The following is a 19,098-nucleotide window of genomic DNA, read 5'->3' as shown; positions in this document are numbered from 1 at the left end:
ATATGTATAAGATTGAATCATCAAAAGATATAAAGAAGTTGATACGTTCGATACTGGAGCTTGTACTTCTGCTTGCGCTTTTGGCTTTTGTATTGAACGCACTGCTGACTTCTACAACATACAGACCGTATAATCCTTTGGATACCAATGTGGTTTCACGTATGGATCACGGATTTATAGCTCTTTCATATTCCGGTGTTGCAAGGGACGGTAACGGTTCCAGGATTGGTGTCGACAGGCTGGATGAACATCTGAATGCTCTTAAGAAGAGCGGATATGTTACTATTACGCAAAATGACATCGACAACTATTACAACAAAGGTATCGCTCTTCCCGATAAGGCTCTTTTCCTTATGTATGAGGACGGTAGGAATGACACTGCTATCTTCTCACAGAAGATAATGGAGAAATATAATTTTAAGGCTACAATGTTTACTTATGCCGAGAAATTCAGAAGAAGAGATGCATTTTTTCTTATGCCGGATGAGCTTAAGAGACTTGAAGAGAGCACATACTGGGAACTTGGAAGTAACGGATACCGACTTGGATATATAAATGTATTCGACAGATACAACAGATATATCGGAGAACTTTCAAGTGAAGAGTATTCAGCAATGAGTAAGTTCTTTGGAAGAAATTACAATCATTATCTTATGGACTATATAAGAGATGAAAATGATGTTCCGAAGGAATCTTACAACGAGATGCAAAAGAGGATCCTTGGCGAGTACGGACTTATGAAGAGCGAGTACACGAAAGGGCTTGGAAAAGTTCCGGGCGCTTATGTGCTGCTTCATTCAAATACCGGAAAGTTTGGTGAAAATGACAAAGTAAGTGCTGTGAATGAGAAAGCAATCGGAAACACTTTCAACATGAACTTCAACAGAGAGGGCTACGCACTCAATAACAGAAAGAACAGCATTTACGATCTCACACGTCTTGAACCTCAGTCAAGCTGGTATACAAACCATCTGCTTATGAGGATTAAGAGCGATCTTCCCGAGGAAGATCAGAAAAATATAGAGTTCATCAATGGGGATGGTGACTCAACAAATTCATGGGAGCTTGAAAAAGGAGCTGCCGAGTACAGGAAGAATGATGAAATTATTGCGCTTACATCTCTTCCGCAGGAAATGGGTATCTTAAAATTAAAAGGCAGCGAAAACATTAAAAATGTTGAAGTGTCTGCAACGCTTAAAGGAAATGTACTTGGATGTCAGTCTGTCCTTCTTAAGGCAAACAGTAAGCTTGACGCCGGATTGGAAGTCAGACTTATGAACAATCACCTCTATCTTGTAAACGGTAAAGAAATCCTTGAGGATGTCGACCTTTACGACTTTGACGGAAAAGAAAAGATTTCCGTTGAAGAAGATATGAGAAATTCTCTTGCAGGTGAGTATGCAGCTTTTGCCAGATATGCATCAAGTCACAAAGAGGCAGAGGAGTACTCAAAGCTTTCAAACAATGCCAAGAGAGCAAAGGTCAAAACTCTGGAAGATGGTGGGGAAGAATACAGACCTTCATTCCAGATCGGAGATAAAGGAAACAGAAAGCTTGATATAACGCTTATTGACAATTTGATCACTGTTAAAGTCGATGACAAAGTCGTATTTGAAAATTATGAGCTTAAGAAAGTAGGCGCAGGAGCGGTTTATTTAAAGAGCGCATGGACAGAATACGGTTACAGTCAGAGAAATATTGCCGATGATGTTTATGACGGAGTATTTGAGAAAGTAACCGTAAAAGATATTGATAACGGCACAGTGTTGTACACCAATGTTCTTAAAGGTGTGCAGAATGTTCAGAGAAAAGCTGAGCAGATATTTAATTCGGTAATAAACTGGTTTATTACAAATATTTGATTGGAAGAAGCCTGACAACGAATAGGGGAGACTATGAATAAAAAAGCTTATGCAGTTCTTTCGGCGGCGATATTGAGTTTCGGATTATTCTGTGGCTGTGGGGACACTACAGATAATAAGAAGGATATCGCTATGGGAAATGAAACTGAATACGCTGCGCACGACGGCCAAAATGGGGATGAAGCCAAAGATGCGTCTGTATGGTACCCCTATTGGGACAATGACACTGCTGATGAAGAGCTTGCGGCTATAGGCGACGATCTTGGCACGATATGTTTTTTTGCGGCATATTTTGACGAGCACAGCAAGATGTTTATTCCCGATAATATTACGGACAAGATAGAGCAGTTTGATAAGTCGGGTTATTTAAAAGGAAAGACAACATTTCTTACAATAGTTAATGATAAGTTGCTTGATGAGGGTTCATCCCTGAAAGACACAGAGCTTTTGTATGAGATATTGGGGAGTAGTAACCTTGCGGAGAAGCACGCGGACAATGTAATAAAGCTCGCCAAGAAATCTGGTCTTGGCGGAGTTGAGATTGATTATGAGGCTATCAAAAAAGACACTGAGCTATGGGGGCACTTTAATGAATTTATTAAGGTGTTGTCAGAAAAGGCTTCGAAAGAGGGACTCCTGCTCAGGGTCGTATTTGAGCCATCAGCGCCGATAGACAGCTTTGAATGGCCTGAATATCCGGAATATGTGATGATGTGTTACAACCTTAAAGGCTATGGAACGGAGCCGGGGCCGAAAGCAGATGTGACATTCATCAAGGATATGTATGAGAAGATGACCGTCCTTAAAGGAAAGACCAATTTGGCATTTGCAACGGGAGGATTTGATTTTGCCGAGGACGGTTCTGTAAAACAGGTTAATTACGCAAATGCAGTCTCTATCTGTGAAGAATATAACGGCGAGATTGTAAGAGACCCTGAAAGCAGTGCGGTTCATTTTGAATATACCGATGATATTGGTGAAAAGCACGAGGTATGGTACGCAGATCAGGAAACTCTTAAAGTTTGGATAAGTACAGCCAAAGAAGCCGGATGCGAAAAGTTTTCGATATGGCGACTTGGCGGAAACTTATAATTGTAAATTGATAAACAGGAAAACGATATGAAAAAGTCATAAAACCGACATTAAAAGTAAGTCTATTAATGGCGATTTTATGACTATTTTAGTGCAAAAAAAGTAGTTGCAATATTGGAAATGAGATGATATTATTTTAGTGTACTAAGTTGAATAGTACACTTACTGTGATATTTTATTATTTCATAAATTATTGACGGATGGGAGAACTATGAAAATTATAGACTACCAAGACAGCAGACCTATTTATGAGCAGATAGTCGAGAGTTTTAAAATACAGATTTTTAAAGGTATACTCCGGGCTGATGAGCAAATGCCTTCTGTCAGAAGTCTTGCAATGGAACTTTCCACTAATCCCAATACGGTTCAGCGTGCATATGCGGAGCTGGAGCGGCAGGGATTTATTTATACTGTTAAAGGCAGGGGAAACTTTGTCAAAGGTGATGATACGCTTAAAATTACAAGGAAGCAGGAAGTGATTGATGAGATCGTTGATCTGCTTGTTGAAGCAAACGGTATCGGGATTCCCTATGACGAAGTATTATCGGAGATAAATGAGAGGATAGCCGAGCTTAAGAAGGAGGATGGAAAGGCGTGATTGAGTTAATCGAGCTTAATAAGGCATTTGATGACATCAAAGCTGTCAATCATGTATCACTTAAGATTGCTGACGGAGAAGTCTTTGGTCTTGTTGGGACAAATGGGGCAGGAAAGAGTACAACATTAAGAATAATTGCAGGAGTTATCAAACCGGATTCGGGTGTTGTCTGTGTTGATAACAGGCCTGTTTATGACAATCCTGATGTGAAGAAGGATGTTTTTTATATTTCGGACGATCAGTATTTTTTCCCAAACAGTACACCTGATGATATGGCAGGCTTTTATGCATCGGTATATGAGAATTTTGATAAAGAGAAGTTTAATAAGTTTTTGACTGGCTTTGGCCTTGATAAGGACAGAAAGATAAATACTTTTTCAAAAGGTATGAAAAAGCAGGTTTCAATTTTATTGGGATTATGCGCCGGAACAAAGTACCTTCTTTGCGATGAGACTTTTGACGGACTTGATCCCGTAGTAAGACAGGGAGTAAAGAGCCTTTTTGCTGCCGAGATGGAAGACAGAGGTCTTACTCCCGTAATCGCTTCACACAATTTAAGAGAACTTGAGGATATATGCGATCATGTGGGACTTCTTCATAAGGGCGGCGTTATTTTGTCGGAAGATATCTCGGACATGAAGCTTAATATGCAAAAAATTCAGTGTGTATTCAACACAGATGAAGATGAAGAGAAAGCGCTTGAGGGACTCGATGTGCTTATACATGATAAACGTGGAAGACTCCATACCATAACTGTCAGAGGAGAAAGAACAGATGTGGAGAATGCATTTAAGCGTGCGGATATGGTCTTCTTTGAAATGTTAGCGCTTACATTGGAAGAAATATTTATCAGTGAGACGGAGGTGGTTGGATATGACATCCGCAAATTCATCATGGGTTGATAAAGTTAAAGCAAATAAAAATATTATGAGCAATAAGAGCTTATGGTCATATATATTGGTGGCTCCTGTTATGTTTATAGCTTTTATTGTGCCTATGGTGTTGTGGTTCATCAGATCGCATCATTATGGAATTGAGCATGAGCAGGATGCAGCTCAGTTATTGTTTGAAAAGCAATCGGTAGTTATGCACGCTTTGGGACTTGGATCAATGTTTTATGTTCTGATCGGTGCACTCGGAATAATATATGCATTTACAAAGTTTTCTTATCTTTTCAGTATGAGTAAGCTTGATTTTTATTTGAGTCTGCCAACTACAAGTGCCAGAAGAATTCAAAGCGCATATATGGTTGCCGTTAACAACTTTATCGCTATATTTCTTGGCGTTGAGGCTGTTGCTGTTCTTATTGCGGCAGCGTTCGGTGCTATAAATACCGCACTTATAATAGCAATTCTTATTCAGACGGTGAGAATGATCATATTTTTCTATACGTGCTTTACTATTACAACTCTTGCAATATTATTGTGCGGAACAAGGATGATCGCACTTGTATTGACTGCAATAATGCTTTATTTTCCCTATATTTTGGGAGAAGAGTTTCATTATTTGAATCGCATGTTCTTTTCAACAGCAAGTGAACTGTCTGAAAACACCGCAGTTTTGTCGCCTTGTAATGATGTGCATAGTGTGGCGAATATCATAATGAATAAATTCAGATTTTATTCTGTTGATAAGGTATTTGATGTTTCATCGGTCATGAATACGTATCTTCAAACAGTCAGATATGACATAGATATGATAGTAACGGCTGTTATTGCGACTGTTCTCGTTGTATTCGTATATAAGCACAGAAGGGCAGAGCATGTAGGCAAAACTGTCATCTTCAGACCTGTCAGATGGGCTTGTAAGGTTCTTGTATGTGTGATTGCTTCGCTCGGGGGAATGGTAGTTATTCGTTCCATCTTGGATTCGGCATGGAGCAGAAAGCTCTATATCATTCTTTGCATTGGGATGCTGGCAATCTGTGTTTTTGTCGGATCACTTATTGAGATCTGTCTTGATTCCGATATTAAGAGCTTTGCAAAAGGAAAACGTCAGACTTTAATGGCGATGGCTATCTTATTACTGATTTTTTTCATATACAAAGGTGACCTTCTTGGATACGACAGTTATGTTCCAAGTGCGTCATCTGTTGAAAGCGCAGCATTATTTTACGACGATTTCGGGTCAATGTATGACAACAAGTATTATTACAATTTTGATTCCAGAATAGATTGGTCTTCGTATTCTTTTTCCAATATGAAGATCACGGATATGGATGCTTTTATTCCCGTTGTTCAAAAAGGAATGGAATGTGCCAGAAAATGTAACGGAGATTTTGATAAGGCTGAAAAATATGGCTGGGAGCAAAAGGTCCTCTATAATTTAAAAGACGGAAGAAGAGTCTATCGTGATATCATAATTCCTTACGATATAGATCCGGCGCTTATGGATAAGCTTACAGGAAGCGAAGAATTTATAAAAGGACATGCCCCTTGTTTTTATGAGGGGATTTTCACTACTGAGAATCTGACAATGGCAAATTCATCATTGTCCTGTTCATTCCCCGGGGGTGATGAAAGTACCAATAATGTTTCTGTTATTTATGATGTTGTTGAAGCCTACAAACAGGATGTTTTGGAAAATTACAAGTATTCATATATCAGAGATACAAGTGCTATAGGTGAGTTATTCTTAACTTGTGGACCTACTTTATCATGTAATTTTCCGGTTTATGAAAGCTTTACGCATGTAATTGATGTATTGAAGAAAAATGACCTTTATGGCGGAAAAGATTATCCTTTTGATATGATAAAAGAACTTTCGGTTGATAATTATTTTCCGGGATATAACTTTGCCGAAATGTCTGAAAATGAGGCAATGGAACTATATTTTAAATGGTTTTATGGGACAAGGGAATATGGCTTTCAATCCAAAACATATACAGATAAAGATAAGATAAAAGAAATATTGGACAACTGTACATATGAAAATTATGCGGAGTGGGAGTATCCGTTCGATAAAGTTGATAAGCAGTTCAATTTATATTTTGATGACAAATATAGGGATATATTTGAATGTAATTTTGCATTTAAGAAAGGTTCTGTTCCCGAGTTCATTTATGAGGATTTAAATAAGTGAGGATAAAGTCTTTAATTACCGAAAGAATTAAACAACCGAAGCAAAGAGTAAAGACTGTCGGAAAGAGAGAACTTATTTCATGGTTCTTTCTTCTCCCTTCGCTGATCGGCGTATTTGTTTTTTTCGTGGCGCCATTCATGGTTATCATTGCTTATTCATTTATGAATAATCCGGTACAGAAAGAGTTTGTCGGATTCAGCAACTTTGTTAATGTCTGGAATAATGAAGCATTCAGGAAAGCGGGACTTAATACTCTTAATTTTTCTTTTACGGCAGTGCCGCTTGCGGTTTTGTTATCGCTGATACTTGCTGTCGTGATGGAATCGAGGATTCCGTTTAAGAGTTTTTTCAGATCGTCATTCCTAAGCCCGCTTATGGTTCCGACTGCGTCGATAGTTCTTATATGGCAGGTAATGTTTCATCAGAACGGAATCGTAAACAATGTTCTGGCAACACTTGGAGATACATCCAAGACAGACTGGCTCAAATCGGATAAGGCATATGTTGTTTTGCTGACGCTTTTCTTGTGGAAGAACCTTGGATACAACATGATCTTGTTTATGTCGGCACTCGGAGGTATTCCGAAGGAACTTATAGAAGTTGCAAGAATAGAAAGTGCCGGTAAATTTCAGATATTTTGGCATGTGAAGCTTAGGTTTATATCACCTACAATAATGTTCGTGACTATAATGTCACTTATCAATTCATTTAAGGTTTTCAGGGAAATATACCTGTTAACGGGGGACTATCCTTACGACACGCTTTATATGCTGCAGCATTATATGAACAATAAGTTTGCATCGCTGGATTATCAGATGCTTTCATCTGCGGCGATCATTATGTTCATAATAGTATCGATACTCATATACTTTTTACTTAAATTTGAGGACTCATACGGTAAAGACGTCGAGGGATAACAGCTTATATGGAAAATGAGTTTAGCAAAATATACAGAAAACGAATACAACAGAAAAAAGAACTGGAAGATAAGACAAAGAAGATCATAGTAACGGTTGCGGCGATTGTTTTTGCATTTTTCTTTATTATGCCGACGCTCCTTACGTTTACCAATTCATTTATGGCTGCGACGGAGATAAATGCAAACTACGGTTCGGTCTTCGATAATTACAACAAAAGTGACGGAAGTGCCAGGACATATATTTCAAAGACTGTGAATCTTAAGTTTATTCCGGACATGGTCACTTTCAATCAGTATTTCACAGTTCTTTTAAAGAGCCCCGAATATCTTTTCAAGTTCTGGTATTCGGTGATATATACGGTTCCGATAGTTTTCGTGCAGCTTGCACTGGCTTCGTTTGCGGCCTATGGTTTTTCAAGGCATGAGAGCAGGGCAAAAAAAGTGATCTTTTTTATATACATCATATTGATGCTTATGCCGTATCAGGTCACACTTGTTCCGAATTACCTGGTTTCTGATTTCCTTGGGATTCTTGATACAAATTGGGCAATCTGGTTTCCGGGATTTTTCTCACCGTTTGCGATATATCTTCTTACGAAATTTATGAAGCGAGTTCCGAAAGAGCTTACGGAAGCGGCAGAGATAGACGGAGCGGGTGAATGGGAAATCTTTTCCAGGATACAGTTTCCGCTGTGTAAGGGCGGAGTTGCTTCAATTATGATATTGGTATTTTTCGACTATTGGAATATGGTCGAGCAACCTCTTATCTTGCTTAAGGATGCGGATAAACATCCGCTTTCGGTATTTTTGTCTAAGATCAATCAGGGTGAGATAAGTCTTGCATTCGCAGTTGCGATAATTTATTTGATTCCGCCGTTGTTATTGTTCTTGTACGGCGAAGATTATTTAGTGGAGGGCATTTCCTACCAAGGAGGAGTCAAGGGATGAATAACGAAAATCAGCTTGTGGTTGAAGACAAGGATACAGACAAAGATAAAGGTAAAAAAAGGGATAAAAAAGATATTGTAAAGAACATAGCCATTGTTTTTCTTTGCATTATGCTTGCGCTGACTTTTTTCTCAAATACAATTATGAACTATTCGCTTGCCCAGGTTGCAACAGTTTCGGTTGACAGCGGAGAGATAGTTAAGGAAATTCCGATATCCGGAGAGATCGTTGCAGAAGATCCTTATGAAGTAACGGTGAAGGAATCAAGAAAAATCTCCGGTGTTGCGGTAAAAGAAGGCGCGCATGTAAAGAAGGATGATATTCTCTTTTATCTTGATGATATCGAGTCGGAAGAGTTTCTTGCAGAGAAAGAGAAGCTTGATGAGCTTGAACTTAAATATGATACGGAGCTTTTTTCCGGAAATGTGCCGGATGATGTAATCACAAATGTCCGCAAAGGAAAAAAGTCATCACATGATAAATATCAGAGTGAGTTAAAGGCTGCAACGGACAGATATGATGCGGCACTTGATGCAGACCGTGCGGCTCAGGCACAGATTGATGCAATTACGCAGAAAGCAACTACGGATAAGGCAGACAGTGATTATAACGCAGCAACTCCGGGATATACACTTGCGCAGGCTCAGGCAGATCTTGCGGATGCGCAGGCTCGCGGAGATGAAGACAGAATTGAAGATCTCCAGAAGAAGGTTGATGAGCTTACAAAAGATCAGAGCCAGCTTAACAACCTCGGAACTCAGCTAGATGCGGACAATCAGAAGAAGCTTGCCGCAGCTACGGCAGAAAAGGCAAGAACCCAGGCTGAGCTTGAAGCTGCCACAAAAGAAAAAGAGAAAGTGCTTGCAAGCCTCGGATCGGAGATCGGTCTTACAGATTTAAAAGATAAGATTGCAGAGTCAAAGGCTAAGCTTGCAAAACTTGAGGCTGAATCAACGGGAGCAACCATTAAGGCACCTGTAGACGGAATTATTTCAAGTATAAATAAAGTGGCAGGAGAAAAGACAAATGCCGAAGAGCCCGTTGCGGTCATTCAGGTTGACGGAAAAGATATGACACTTGAGTGTTCTGTAAAGACAGAGCAGGCAAAGCGAGTGAAAGTCGGAAATGTTGCTACTTTGACAAATCCATACAGCTTCGAGAAACCGGATTCCTTTAAGGCGATACTTAAGTCTATTAGGAATGACAAAAAAGACCCCGCCAATATGAAGGTTTTGACCTTTAAGATTGAAAGCCCCGAGGTTACGCCCGGTCAGGAAATATCTCTTAAGATGGGTGAAAAGCCAAAGCATTACGATATGATCGTTCCAAACAATGCGGTCAAGGGCGGAGACAACAAGAGTTATGTTCTTGTTCTTACAGAGAAAAACTCACCTCTCGGAAACAGATATATTGCGACGAAGGTTGATGTAAATACTCTTGATTCAGATTCAAAAAACACGGCTATTGAAGGTAATCTTCCCGAATATTGCAGTATTATTACAACAGCTTCAAAGGCAATAGATCCGGGCGACCAGGTAAGACTTGCAGAGAAATAATTATGGATAAAGAAAAAGTATCAGAGTTTAATGATAAAGCAAAAAACAAAATAAAGACTTTTTTTATCGAAGCAAAAGTACCTCTCATACTTATTACGATACTGCTTTTGATAGATCTTATTCTTGGAATCATAACAAGATTTTTGGTTGGAAAGATGCCGGATCAGAATGTCATTGATAGGATATCGGCAGATGAAAACTGGGCACATGTAAGTGTTTTTTATGCCCAGAATCAGTGTATAGATGAAAATTCCATCAAGAAACTTGAGTATGATTTTAAGAACAAGATGGTGGATGAAGGTGGAATAAACGAAAAAAAACTGGATTTTTGTAGCTGTTACAGCGCTCAGGGTGCTGTAAGCATAAGCTATGACAGTGATAAAGAGCCGTACAAGGTTCGTGCCATAGGAGTGGGCGGCGATTTTTTTCTTTTTCACCCGCTTAATTTTGTAGCGGGTAGTGCTTTTAAAGACGATCCCACAATGCCTAATTATATTGTACTTGATAAGCAGGTGGCATGGGATATATTCGGATCAAGCGATATTTGCGGAGAAGTTGTCTATATAGAGGGTTTCCCACATTATGTCGCAGGTGTCGTAGACAGAGATGAGGGAAGATTTAATGAAGCCGCAGGACTTAAAGAGCCTATTATCTATATGTCCTATGAAAGTCTTTCAAGATTTGGAGAAATTTACAGCGGCAGAACAGTAGAAAAAGAGATTTCCGAAACCGGACAGAAAGCGAAGTTCGGCGGGATCAATTGTTATGAGATTGCTTGCCCCAATCCTGTAGAAGGGATTGTTTGCAAATATATTACTGAAAGTTGCGGCCTGGATGGCGGATCGGTGCACATCTGCGAAAATTCAGAGAGGTTTAAACCTATGTCGCTTCTGGAAGTTGCAGCTTCTTTTGGAACAAGAAGCATGTGGCAAAAGGCTATATATTATCCCTATTGGGAGAATATAGCCAGAGGATATGAAGATATTTTATCTGTCCTTTTTGTAATCGGATTGTTTCTGAAAGTGAGTGCCGGTGTGACAGTCATCCTTTTTGTGAAGAGTTGCTATGTGCGCAGGGAGACTGATTTTAGCGGATTCATGCAGAAACTTGCCGATAAGAAATATGAACTCGAAGTAAAAATGAATGACAGAAAGAAGAAAAAAGAGGATAAGTAAATGGGAAAAAGACGATTTGTCGGGAGAGTAGTAAGTGGTTTGCTGGTTTCCGTTCTATTGGCAACATCATTGACCGGATGCGGTAAGAAGAAAGATAAAGGCGTTTCATTGGAAGAAGCCAAGAAAATTGATAAAAACTGTATTTTTAAACAGGAAGATCTTGAGGGTATTCTTGAACCGGGTGAAGAAGTCGGGGTTTTAAGCAGTGCAGGCGGCAAGATTAAGCTGTTTGCCCAGACTGAAAAAGGAAAGACCAGATTGATCACTTTTAATCCGGACGGATCGGATGTTCAGTCTGTTGATGTCGGAAGCGGAAAGAATTTTTATGTATACAATTGCGTGTTTGATAACGACGGAAATGCTTACTTGAATTGCTTTGAGGGCGATAGAGAGGCGTTGTACGGAAGAGGCGGAGAATCAGATGATTCTGAAGAGGCCGGTTCCGAAGAAGCTTCATCTTCCGATAACTCAGTAGCAGATGCTTCTGTGGCAGAATCCTCTGCATCGGAATCTTCTGTAGCAGAATCTTCTTCAGCAGAGACTTCGGCTGAAGAGGCTGAACCTTCTGAAGAGAAAAAGCAGGAAGGTGATGTTTCCGGGGAGGCTAAATCTTATTTTGTAAAACTCGATTCTTCAGGAAAAGAGATTGCAAAGGTTGACCTTGCTCAATTTGCTCCCAAAGATGCACAGGGCATGGAAGAAGGGTTCAATCTTTATGGTATGGTATGGACTGAGAAATACGGTATTCTTTGTCCTTCAGAAAATGGAATACAAACTTTTGACGAGAAAAACGGTCCTCAGATGCTGATCGAAAAGAAGAAAATCTGCGGTGATGACGGGTGGATCAACAATCTTTCAAAATTATCCGAAAATGAGCTGCTTATAACTTATTATGCAGGTGATGGAGAAGGCGGCGAAGTAAACGCAATTCTTGATCTTGATAAGAAAGAAGTTGGAAAAAAGCTTGAGGGATTCGGTAAGTATGGCAATTATCAGTTCTTTACGGGCAGTGATGGTTCCCTGTATGCATCTGATGACTCCGGAATTTATAAATATGATATGAACGGTGGCAAGCTCAATAAGCTTGCAGATTTCAGAGATTCAAATATCGGCACGGGTGGATATATGTGGCTTGAGACCGTTGCATTAAGCGATACAGAGTTTATTGTAAATATTCCCGGACCGGATATGGGCACTAGCATTACTTCAACTTTGGCAAGACTTACCAAAGTAAATCCGGAAGATGTAGTTGATAAGACAGTTATTACATTGATGGCACAATACATGAATGGTGATATCGGGAATGCGATCATGAAATTTAACAGGTCAAACGATAAGTATATGATCAAGATGATCAATTATGATACTCTTTATCAAGATGATTGGGAAACTGCACGAAAGCAGTTCAATCTTGATATTACATCCGGAAAAGCGGCTGATATTATTTGTGTTTCAAATAACGAAGCGTCATTACGTAAGTATGTTGATAAGGGAATATTGCTTGACCTTACACCTGCTTTTGAAAAAGGCGGACCGCTCGGTGATATTGAATATCTCCCCAATGTGGCTGAGATGATGAAGATTGACGGTAAATTATATACATTCATGCCTTCGTTTTATGTTGAAACATGTTCAACAAAAACTAAATTCCTTAACGGAAAAACTACTTTGTCGTTTAAGGACTGGGATGATATTATTACCTCTAACGGTGCCAATTATGATCTTGCATTTGGAACCTATGTATCCAGAGAAAATCTCGGATCATATTTATGGACATATTACGGCGATAAGTTTGTTGATTGGAAGAATAAGAAGTGCAACTTTAACAATCCGGAATTTATTGAGTATCTTAACTTTGTAAATAAATTCCCTGATGAGGAACATCAATTTGAAGGTGAAGAAAACGGAGAGTGGGTTCCTGAAGAAAAATTTGTTCAGGAAGATAAAACATTGTTCTACAGAACATATATCTCAAGCTTTGATGATTATGCACGTACAGCACAGCTCACTTTTAAAGAGGACTTTGAATTTGTAGGTTTTCCTAATGAGGGAGGAGAGAATCTGGCAGTAATTTCTCCTTCTACATTTGCCGTAAACAGCAAGACAGAACATAAGGAAGTTATCTATGACGTGATTAAGAGTATTATGACTGCGGATAAAGAAGCTTTCTATGGTTTCTCTCCGGTTAAGTCTAAGTTCGATGAACAATTTGCAAAAGCTATACAAGAAAAGTCCGAAGATGATATTGACGCGTACGGGTGGGATCCGGTTACCGATAAGGAAGTAAAGGTAAAGCCTCTTTCTCAGGAACAGGCTCAGAAGTTGAAGGATTATATCCTTGGTATTAAGGCAACGGATTGCTATGATGAGGAAGTGTCCAAGATTGTTGAAGAAGAAACTGCTACATTCTATAGCGGACAGAAGACTGCCGAGCAGGTTGCGGAGATTATTCAAAACAGAGTTACAACATATCTTAATGAAAATAGCTGATTTTATAGGAGGGTACGCGATATTTGCGTATCCTCCTATGCTATAATAAAGGTTAAAAGTGGAGAAAAGAGTATGGAAAAAGAAAAAATATCAAAAAAAATTGTTACAGGCATCCTTGCATCGGTGCTTTGTGTCACAGCTCTCGCAGGATGCGGGAATAAAGCTGCCGACGGAATGACTGTTTTGGAGGAAAAAGTTCCACAGCAGGCGGACAGCGGCATTTTTAAACAGGAAAAAATCGAGGGAATAACAAAAGACGGTGAATATCTTGAATTCTTTGATCTTGAAGGCGGAAGAGTTATCACCGTAGCTCACGGACAAGACGGAAAACGCAGATGTGTTTCTTTTAAACCCGACGGTTCCGATATAAAATCTTTTGATATTGCAGGCGACGGAAACAGTATGTCAGCTCTTTTTACTGCCGACAAGGACGGAAATCTTTATATGCAATATCAGGAATTTGCCGAGGAAAAAGGAGGCGCAGAGGATGAGGAAGGCGTTGCTCATGCAGGTGAAAATGACGGCAGCCTCGAAGCGCCCGGTGATGATGAGAATGACGATGCAAATGTTGGGGATTCAGCTCCTGCAACCGAGGAAGGCGCTGAAGATATTTCTTATAAAGTGAGTGAGGCTTTTCTTGTGAAGTTTGATGCTACAGGAAAAGAAGTTCTCAAAAAGGATATCGTTGATGCGTTTTCGGGAGAAGAAAACTTTAGTGTTAACGGCCTTGTCTGGACTCAGAAAGACGGCCTTTTGTTCAATACAACCAAAGGAATCATGAAATTTGATGAGAACAGTGGGCTCAGTTCTGTTATGGAATGCAGCGATTTCGGCGATTCCTACGAGGGTTATTGCACTCTCTTTAAGGGAGCGGACAATCAGCTCTTTGCTTCGATATACAGGGTCGATGGCGAAGGATATATGTGCTGCAAGGTGGATCTTGACAATAAGAAACTCAGCGATCCCCTTGGGGTTTTTAATGAAAATTATTATGATTTCTTCTCAGGCGAAGGTTATGATTTCTTTGCCGCAGATACCGATGCACTTTACGGATATGACGGCAAGTCGGGCAAAGCCGTAAAGGTTGTTGATTTCCCCGGATCGGGAATGAATCCGGACGTTGCGGGTATCGTGTTAAATCACGCCGTAATCGTAAGCGATAAAGAGATTATTGCAGATATGCCCGGCGGATCAGAATTTACAGCAAACATCTGCAGACTCACGAAGTCGTGAGCGTTATAGCGCGGATAAATAGGGCATCTTAGTCACTATATACTGTAAAAGCCGACACGTTATATGGTTAATTTTATCTTTGTAGGTTAATATTAATGTGTTTTTTCCTTTGGAGTGATATAATACATCCTGGAGGAAAAATGAAGAAATGGATGATAAGAAGATTATGAATGAGAATGTACCCTACGTTGTCCATGAGGCAACCTTGTCAAGGCTTGAAAGAGGCAACAGAAGAATGTTGATCGCGCTTGCTATTTGCGTGGTCGTGATGCTGCTAAATAATATTGCTTGGTTTGTGCATGAGGAGCACATCGCAAATCCTGATAGGCATACTAAACAGGAGAGTGTAACTGATAACGAAGATGAATCCGGATACGATGACGGCTACGGAGACGAGTACTCTGATGAAGATTATCGTGACGGTAGAAGGGAGTCGGGGAAAGAACGCTAAAGATGAAAGCTTCCTCGATAAATTGTTTGGTGGTCTTAAGAAAAATAAAAAAGACAGTAAAGATTCTAAAGACAGAAGAGACACCAAAAAGAGAAGAGTAACCGGAGACAGAAAAGACAGTTAATGATATTTGACCGATAAAGATAGAATTATATACAGACGGGTTCACGGATTTATCTCTGTGAACCCGCTTTTTTTCCTAAAAAAATGTGGTATAATCTCAGTGTATTGTTGGCAAATTGTTATTGTTCACGCTTGAATGATAACGATACAATTTCATATTGATAAGGGGAGAATAAGCATGACAGACAAAGTTAAATCAGTTACAAGTAAAGGCAAAGGTCTTGCAAATGAATTCCGTGAATTTATTATGCGAGGAAATGTTCTCGACATGGCAGTCGGTGTAATCATAGGTGGAGCATTTCAGAAGATCATCTCATCTCTTGTTGATGACATAATTATGCCGGTGATCAGTATTATCACAGGCGGAATTGATTTCAACAATATGTTTGTATGCCTTGACGGCAACTCGTATGTAACACTTGAAGCGGCAAAGGAAGCAGGTGCCGTAACTCTTAACTACGGAACATTTATTACCGTTGTTATCAATTTCCTTTTGATGGCAATAGTAATCTTTGCACTTGTTAAGATAATGAACTCAGTCAGTGCAAAGTTTGAAAAAGAGAAGGCAGAGGAACCGGCAACAACAAAGATCTGTCCTCGTTGCAAATCTGAGATCAACATTGAGGCTACAAGATGCCCTCATTGTACTTCCGAATTATCTTAAGCAAATAATTTTTGATATATGCGAAGAAGCAGCAATTATGCTGCTTTTTCCATTTAAGCAGACCTGTTAAAGAGGATGGATTTATGGCAAAAGTAATTATGGTTCAGGGAACTATGTCGGGGGCAGGAAAGAGCCTTCTCGTAGCCGGACTTTGCAGGATATTTAAGCAGGACGGTTATGTGGCCGCACCCTTCAAATCGCAGAATATGGCGCTTAATTCTTTTATAACTTCAGAGGGACTTGAGATGGGAAGAGCGCAGGTTATGCAGGCAGAGTGCGCCGGTATTGAGCCTTTGGTATGCATGAATCCTATTCTTTTAAAACCTACAAGTGACGTTGGCTCTCAGGTTATAGTGAACGGTGAAGTAATCGGTAATATGCGTGCCCGCGAGTACTTTGATTATAAGAAAAAACTTGTTCCCGATATAATCAAGGCATTTGACCGGCTTAGTAAAAAAGCCGATATCATCGTAATAGAAGGTGCGGGAAGTCCCGCAGAGATAAATTTAAAAGAAAATGATATTGTAAATATGGGAATGGCAAAGATGGTAGATTCGCCGGTTTTACTTGTCGGAGATATAGACAGGGGCGGAGTTTTTGCTCAGCTCTTTGGTACGACCATGCTTCTTGAAGATGAGGAGAGAGACAGGATAAAGGGCTTTGTCATCAATAAATTCCGCGGAGATGTCTCTTTGCTTGATTCGGGAATTGATATGATCACTGAGAAAACCGGAATTAAGACGGCCGGAGTTATCCCGTATATGAATATCAAAGTAGACGATGAGGATTCCCTTACCGATAAGTTTAATGATAAAGCAAATGCGACATTAAACGGAAATGCGGCGGATATTGCAGTTATAAGATATCCAAGGATTTCCAATTTTACAGATTTTAACTGCTTTGATGCTCTTGAAAATGCGGTTGTAAGATATGTTGATTCAATTTATGATTTAGGTGACCCCGATATTATATTTTTACCCGGAAGTAAGAATACGATAGCCGATCTTAAATGGCTAAGAGAATCGGGGCTTGAGGCCGCTATAAAACGTTTTTCCATGAAAAAGCCCGTATTTGGAATCTGCGGAGGATTTCAGATGCTTGGGAAAAAGATAATCGATCCTTCCGGTACAGAGAGCGGAATAGGCTCAGCTATAAGAGGGATGGAGCTTCTTGATATCGATACGAAGATACAGGAAGAAAAGGTCAGGAAGCAGGTCAATGCCAAGGCCTCTTTTCCGAAAGGGGTATTTGAATCGCTGGGAGATGCGGAGATTTCAGGTTATGAGATACACATGGGCGAGAGTACAAGAGACGGGAAGATTGAAAGTGATCTTGTTATAAGTGACGGAAAATATGTCTATGGAAGTTATGTTCACGGACTTTTTGATAAAGGTGATATTGCCGCATGTATATTGAAGGTTTTGGGAAAATCAGGTTCCGGGAATTTTTCTTATGAAGAATTCAAAGAAAGCCAGTATGATATACTTGCAGATACAATAAGGCAAAATATGGATATGGATTATGTATATTCCTGCCTTAAGGAAGCGAAGATTACGGAGTGATATATGTCAGATAGTATTTTAAATAATGAATCAAATAAGAGGGCTCTGATCGCAATGAGCGGTGGCGTGGACAGCAGCGTTGCGGCGTCAATTATCCATGACAGAGGATATGAGTGCATGGGATGCACTATGAGACTTTATGAAAATGATGTTATAGGTGAGGATCTTTTCGGAACCTGCTGCAGCCTCAAGGATACTCAGGATGCGAGAGCGGTCTGTGAGAAGATAGGTATTCCTTACAATATTTATCATTATGAAGCAGAGTTTAGAGAGAAAGTCATTGAGCCTTTCATCTGCAGCTACGAAAACGGTGAGACGCCCAATCCTTGCATCAGATGCAACAGATATCTTAAATTTGACAGCCTTTACAATAAGGCAAAAGAACTTGGATTTGAATATATTGTAACGGGGCATTATGCGCGAATAGAGGAAAGAGACGGTAAATATTACCTTCTCAAAGCAAAAGATCCAAATAAGGATCAGAGCTATGTTCTCTATGATCTTACACAGGAGCAGCTTGCGCATACATTCTTCCCGCTCGGAGAATATACGAAGAACGAAGTAAGAGAAATTGCAGAGGAAAAGCAGTTTGTGACATCTCATAAAAGTGAAAGCCAGGACATCTGCTTTGTTCCCGACGGCGACTACGCTGCGATGATAAGACGTTACAGAGATAAAGAGTATGAGAAAGGCGATTTTGTTGACACTGAAGGAAACGTTCTCGGAACCCACGAGGGAATAATAAATTATACGATTGGACAGCGTCGTGGTCTCGGCATTCCTGCAGACAGAAGACTCTACGTAAAGCAACTCGACGTAAAGAATAACAGAGTCATCCTTGCCGACAACAAAGATCTCTTTGAAAAAGAACTTATTATACGTGATTTCCATTGGATCACAGGTGATGTTCCGGTTGAGCCAATGCGCTGTAGCGCCAAAATCCGCTATCGCCATAAGGAACAACCCGCAACCCTCGAAGTCCTCAGCGATGGAAAAGCAAAGATCACCTTTGATGAACCTCAACGCGCCATCACCGCCGGCCAATCCGCAGTTCTCTACGATGGCGACATCGTCCTCGGTGGCGGAATCATCACAAATGAGTGATATTTTTGGTGTACCACAGATAAGAATTGTTCTAAATGACATTGAGGACATGCGGGACTTTGGTTATTTTATATTTGTATGAGCAAGATGATTTTCAAAATTTATAAAAACAGGAGATGCTGACTTCTCTGAACAACGTGAAAGGAAGCATCTCCTGTTTTTATAAATTAATGAAAATCACTGCGCAGACAACCAAAAAATAACCAAAGTCCCGCATGGAAAGTATACATAAAGGGCAAC

The 19,098-nt window shown here is 39.9% G+C and carries 16 protein-coding genes; all 16 read left to right on the top strand.

Features of this window, described 5'->3' with window-relative positions:
• Positions 1-2 precede the first annotated feature (2 nt).
• The 16 genes from BLP87_RS09955 (at position 3) to mnmA (ending at position 18,858) form a co-directional block, all read left to right on the top strand.
• Complete coding sequence (locus tag BLP87_RS09955; protein ID WP_074462571.1) at positions 3-1,862, top strand: polysaccharide deacetylase family protein; 1,860 nt, start codon at positions 3-5, stop codon at positions 1,860-1,862.
• Positions 1,863-1,895: 33 nt separating this feature from the next.
• The gene (locus BLP87_RS09950; protein ID WP_083334561.1) at positions 1,896-2,954 is read left to right on the top strand and encodes a glycosyl hydrolase family 18 protein; all 1,059 of its coding nucleotides are present in this window, start codon (positions 1,896-1,898) and stop codon (positions 2,952-2,954) included.
• Between the two features lie 211 nt (positions 2,955-3,165).
• A complete protein-coding gene (locus tag BLP87_RS09945) occupies positions 3,166-3,552 on the top strand; it encodes a GntR family transcriptional regulator (protein WP_074462569.1) in 387 nt (128 codons plus the stop codon).
• Complete coding sequence (locus BLP87_RS09940) at positions 3,549-4,454, top strand: ABC transporter ATP-binding protein (RefSeq protein WP_074462568.1); 906 nt, start codon at positions 3,549-3,551, stop codon at positions 4,452-4,454. The genes BLP87_RS09945 and BLP87_RS09940 overlap by 4 nt, the downstream gene beginning before the upstream one ends.
• The gene (locus BLP87_RS09935; RefSeq protein ID WP_074462567.1) at positions 4,426-6,633 is read left to right on the top strand and encodes a hypothetical protein; all 2,208 of its coding nucleotides are present in this window, start codon (positions 4,426-4,428) and stop codon (positions 6,631-6,633) included. The genes BLP87_RS09940 and BLP87_RS09935 overlap by 29 nt, the downstream gene beginning before the upstream one ends.
• Complete coding sequence (locus BLP87_RS09930) at positions 6,630-7,550, top strand: carbohydrate ABC transporter permease (protein WP_330390038.1); 921 nt, start codon at positions 6,630-6,632, stop codon at positions 7,548-7,550. Before BLP87_RS09935 ends, BLP87_RS09930 begins: the two co-directional genes overlap by 4 nt.
• Before the next feature lie 8 nt (positions 7,551-7,558).
• On the top strand, positions 7,559-8,500 hold the full coding sequence (locus BLP87_RS09925; protein WP_083334560.1) for a carbohydrate ABC transporter permease: 942 nt from the start codon (positions 7,559-7,561) through the stop codon (positions 8,498-8,500).
• Positions 8,497-10,056: an HlyD family secretion protein gene (locus tag BLP87_RS09920; protein ID WP_074462566.1), complete on the top strand. Its 1,560-nt coding sequence runs from the start codon at positions 8,497-8,499 to the stop codon at positions 10,054-10,056. Before BLP87_RS09925 ends, BLP87_RS09920 begins: the two co-directional genes overlap by 4 nt.
• 2 nt (positions 10,057-10,058) lie before the next feature.
• Entirely contained in the window at positions 10,059-11,231 is a 1,173-nt protein-coding gene (locus BLP87_RS09915) for an ABC transporter permease (RefSeq protein WP_074462565.1), read from the top strand.
• Positions 11,232-13,721, top strand: a complete 2,490-nt coding sequence (locus BLP87_RS09910) for an ABC transporter substrate-binding protein (RefSeq protein ID WP_074462564.1) — start codon at positions 11,232-11,234, stop codon at positions 13,719-13,721. It begins immediately after the preceding gene.
• A gap of 72 nt (positions 13,722-13,793) precedes the next feature.
• Positions 13,794-14,954 (top strand): hypothetical protein, encoded by a 1,161-nt coding sequence (locus tag BLP87_RS09905; protein ID WP_074462563.1) that lies wholly within the window; start codon positions 13,794-13,796, stop codon positions 14,952-14,954.
• 148 nt (positions 14,955-15,102) lie between these two features.
• Positions 15,103-15,405: a hypothetical protein gene (locus BLP87_RS09900; protein WP_074462562.1), complete on the top strand. Its 303-nt coding sequence runs from the start codon at positions 15,103-15,105 to the stop codon at positions 15,403-15,405.
• A complete protein-coding gene (locus BLP87_RS16050; RefSeq protein WP_176756634.1) occupies positions 15,359-15,529 on the top strand; it encodes a hypothetical protein in 171 nt (56 codons plus the stop codon). Before BLP87_RS09900 ends, BLP87_RS16050 begins: the two co-directional genes overlap by 47 nt.
• 177 nt (positions 15,530-15,706) lie before the next feature.
• Positions 15,707-16,192, top strand: coding sequence for a large conductance mechanosensitive channel protein MscL (gene mscL, locus BLP87_RS09895; protein ID WP_074462561.1), 486 nt, complete (start codon positions 15,707-15,709; stop codon positions 16,190-16,192).
• An 83-nt stretch (positions 16,193-16,275) separates the two neighbouring features.
• Positions 16,276-17,754 carry a cobyric acid synthase gene (locus BLP87_RS09890; protein WP_074462560.1) on the top strand — a complete coding sequence of 493 codons (1,479 nt, stop codon included), beginning with the start codon at positions 16,276-16,278 and terminating at the stop codon, positions 17,752-17,754.
• Between the two features lie 3 nt (positions 17,755-17,757).
• Positions 17,758-18,858 carry a tRNA 2-thiouridine(34) synthase MnmA gene (gene mnmA / locus BLP87_RS09885; RefSeq protein WP_074462559.1) on the top strand — a complete coding sequence of 367 codons (1,101 nt, stop codon included), beginning with the start codon at positions 17,758-17,760 and terminating at the stop codon, positions 18,856-18,858.
• Positions 18,859-19,098 lie beyond the last annotated feature (240 nt).

The sequence above is a fragment of the Butyrivibrio hungatei genome (assembly GCF_900101605.1).
Taxonomy (GTDB): Bacteria; Bacillota; Clostridia; order Lachnospirales; family Lachnospiraceae; genus Butyrivibrio; species Butyrivibrio hungatei_B.
The sequence above is the reverse complement of the archived record's forward strand: the minus strand, read 5'-3'. Positions and strand labels throughout refer to the sequence as shown.

Coding starts and splice junctions, on each gene's coding strand:
- BLP87_RS09945 (WP_074462569.1), top strand. CDS start 3,166: ATGAAAATTATAGACTACCAAGACAGCAGACCTATTTATGAGCAGATA.
- BLP87_RS16050 (WP_176756634.1), top strand. CDS start 15,359: ATGAAGATTATCGTGACGGTAGAAGGGAGTCGGGGAAAGAACGCTAAA.
- BLP87_RS09890 (WP_074462560.1), top strand. CDS start 16,276: ATGGCAAAAGTAATTATGGTTCAGGGAACTATGTCGGGGGCAGGAAAG.
- BLP87_RS09925 (WP_083334560.1), top strand. CDS start 7,559: ATGGAAAATGAGTTTAGCAAAATATACAGAAAACGAATACAACAGAAA.
- BLP87_RS09915 (WP_074462565.1), top strand. CDS start 10,059: ATGGATAAAGAAAAAGTATCAGAGTTTAATGATAAAGCAAAAAACAAA.
- BLP87_RS09955 (WP_074462571.1), top strand. CDS start 3: ATGTATAAGATTGAATCATCAAAAGATATAAAGAAGTTGATACGTTCG.
- BLP87_RS09950 (WP_083334561.1), top strand. CDS start 1,896: ATGAATAAAAAAGCTTATGCAGTTCTTTCGGCGGCGATATTGAGTTTC.
- BLP87_RS09920 (WP_074462566.1), top strand. CDS start 8,497: ATGAATAACGAAAATCAGCTTGTGGTTGAAGACAAGGATACAGACAAA.
- BLP87_RS09910 (WP_074462564.1), top strand. CDS start 11,232: ATGGGAAAAAGACGATTTGTCGGGAGAGTAGTAAGTGGTTTGCTGGTT.
- mnmA (WP_074462559.1), top strand. CDS start 17,758: ATGTCAGATAGTATTTTAAATAATGAATCAAATAAGAGGGCTCTGATC.
- BLP87_RS09905 (WP_074462563.1), top strand. CDS start 13,794: ATGGAAAAAGAAAAAATATCAAAAAAAATTGTTACAGGCATCCTTGCA.
- BLP87_RS09935 (WP_074462567.1), top strand. CDS start 4,426: ATGACATCCGCAAATTCATCATGGGTTGATAAAGTTAAAGCAAATAAA.
- BLP87_RS09900 (WP_074462562.1), top strand. CDS start 15,103: ATGGATGATAAGAAGATTATGAATGAGAATGTACCCTACGTTGTCCAT.
- mscL (WP_074462561.1), top strand. CDS start 15,707: ATGACAGACAAAGTTAAATCAGTTACAAGTAAAGGCAAAGGTCTTGCA.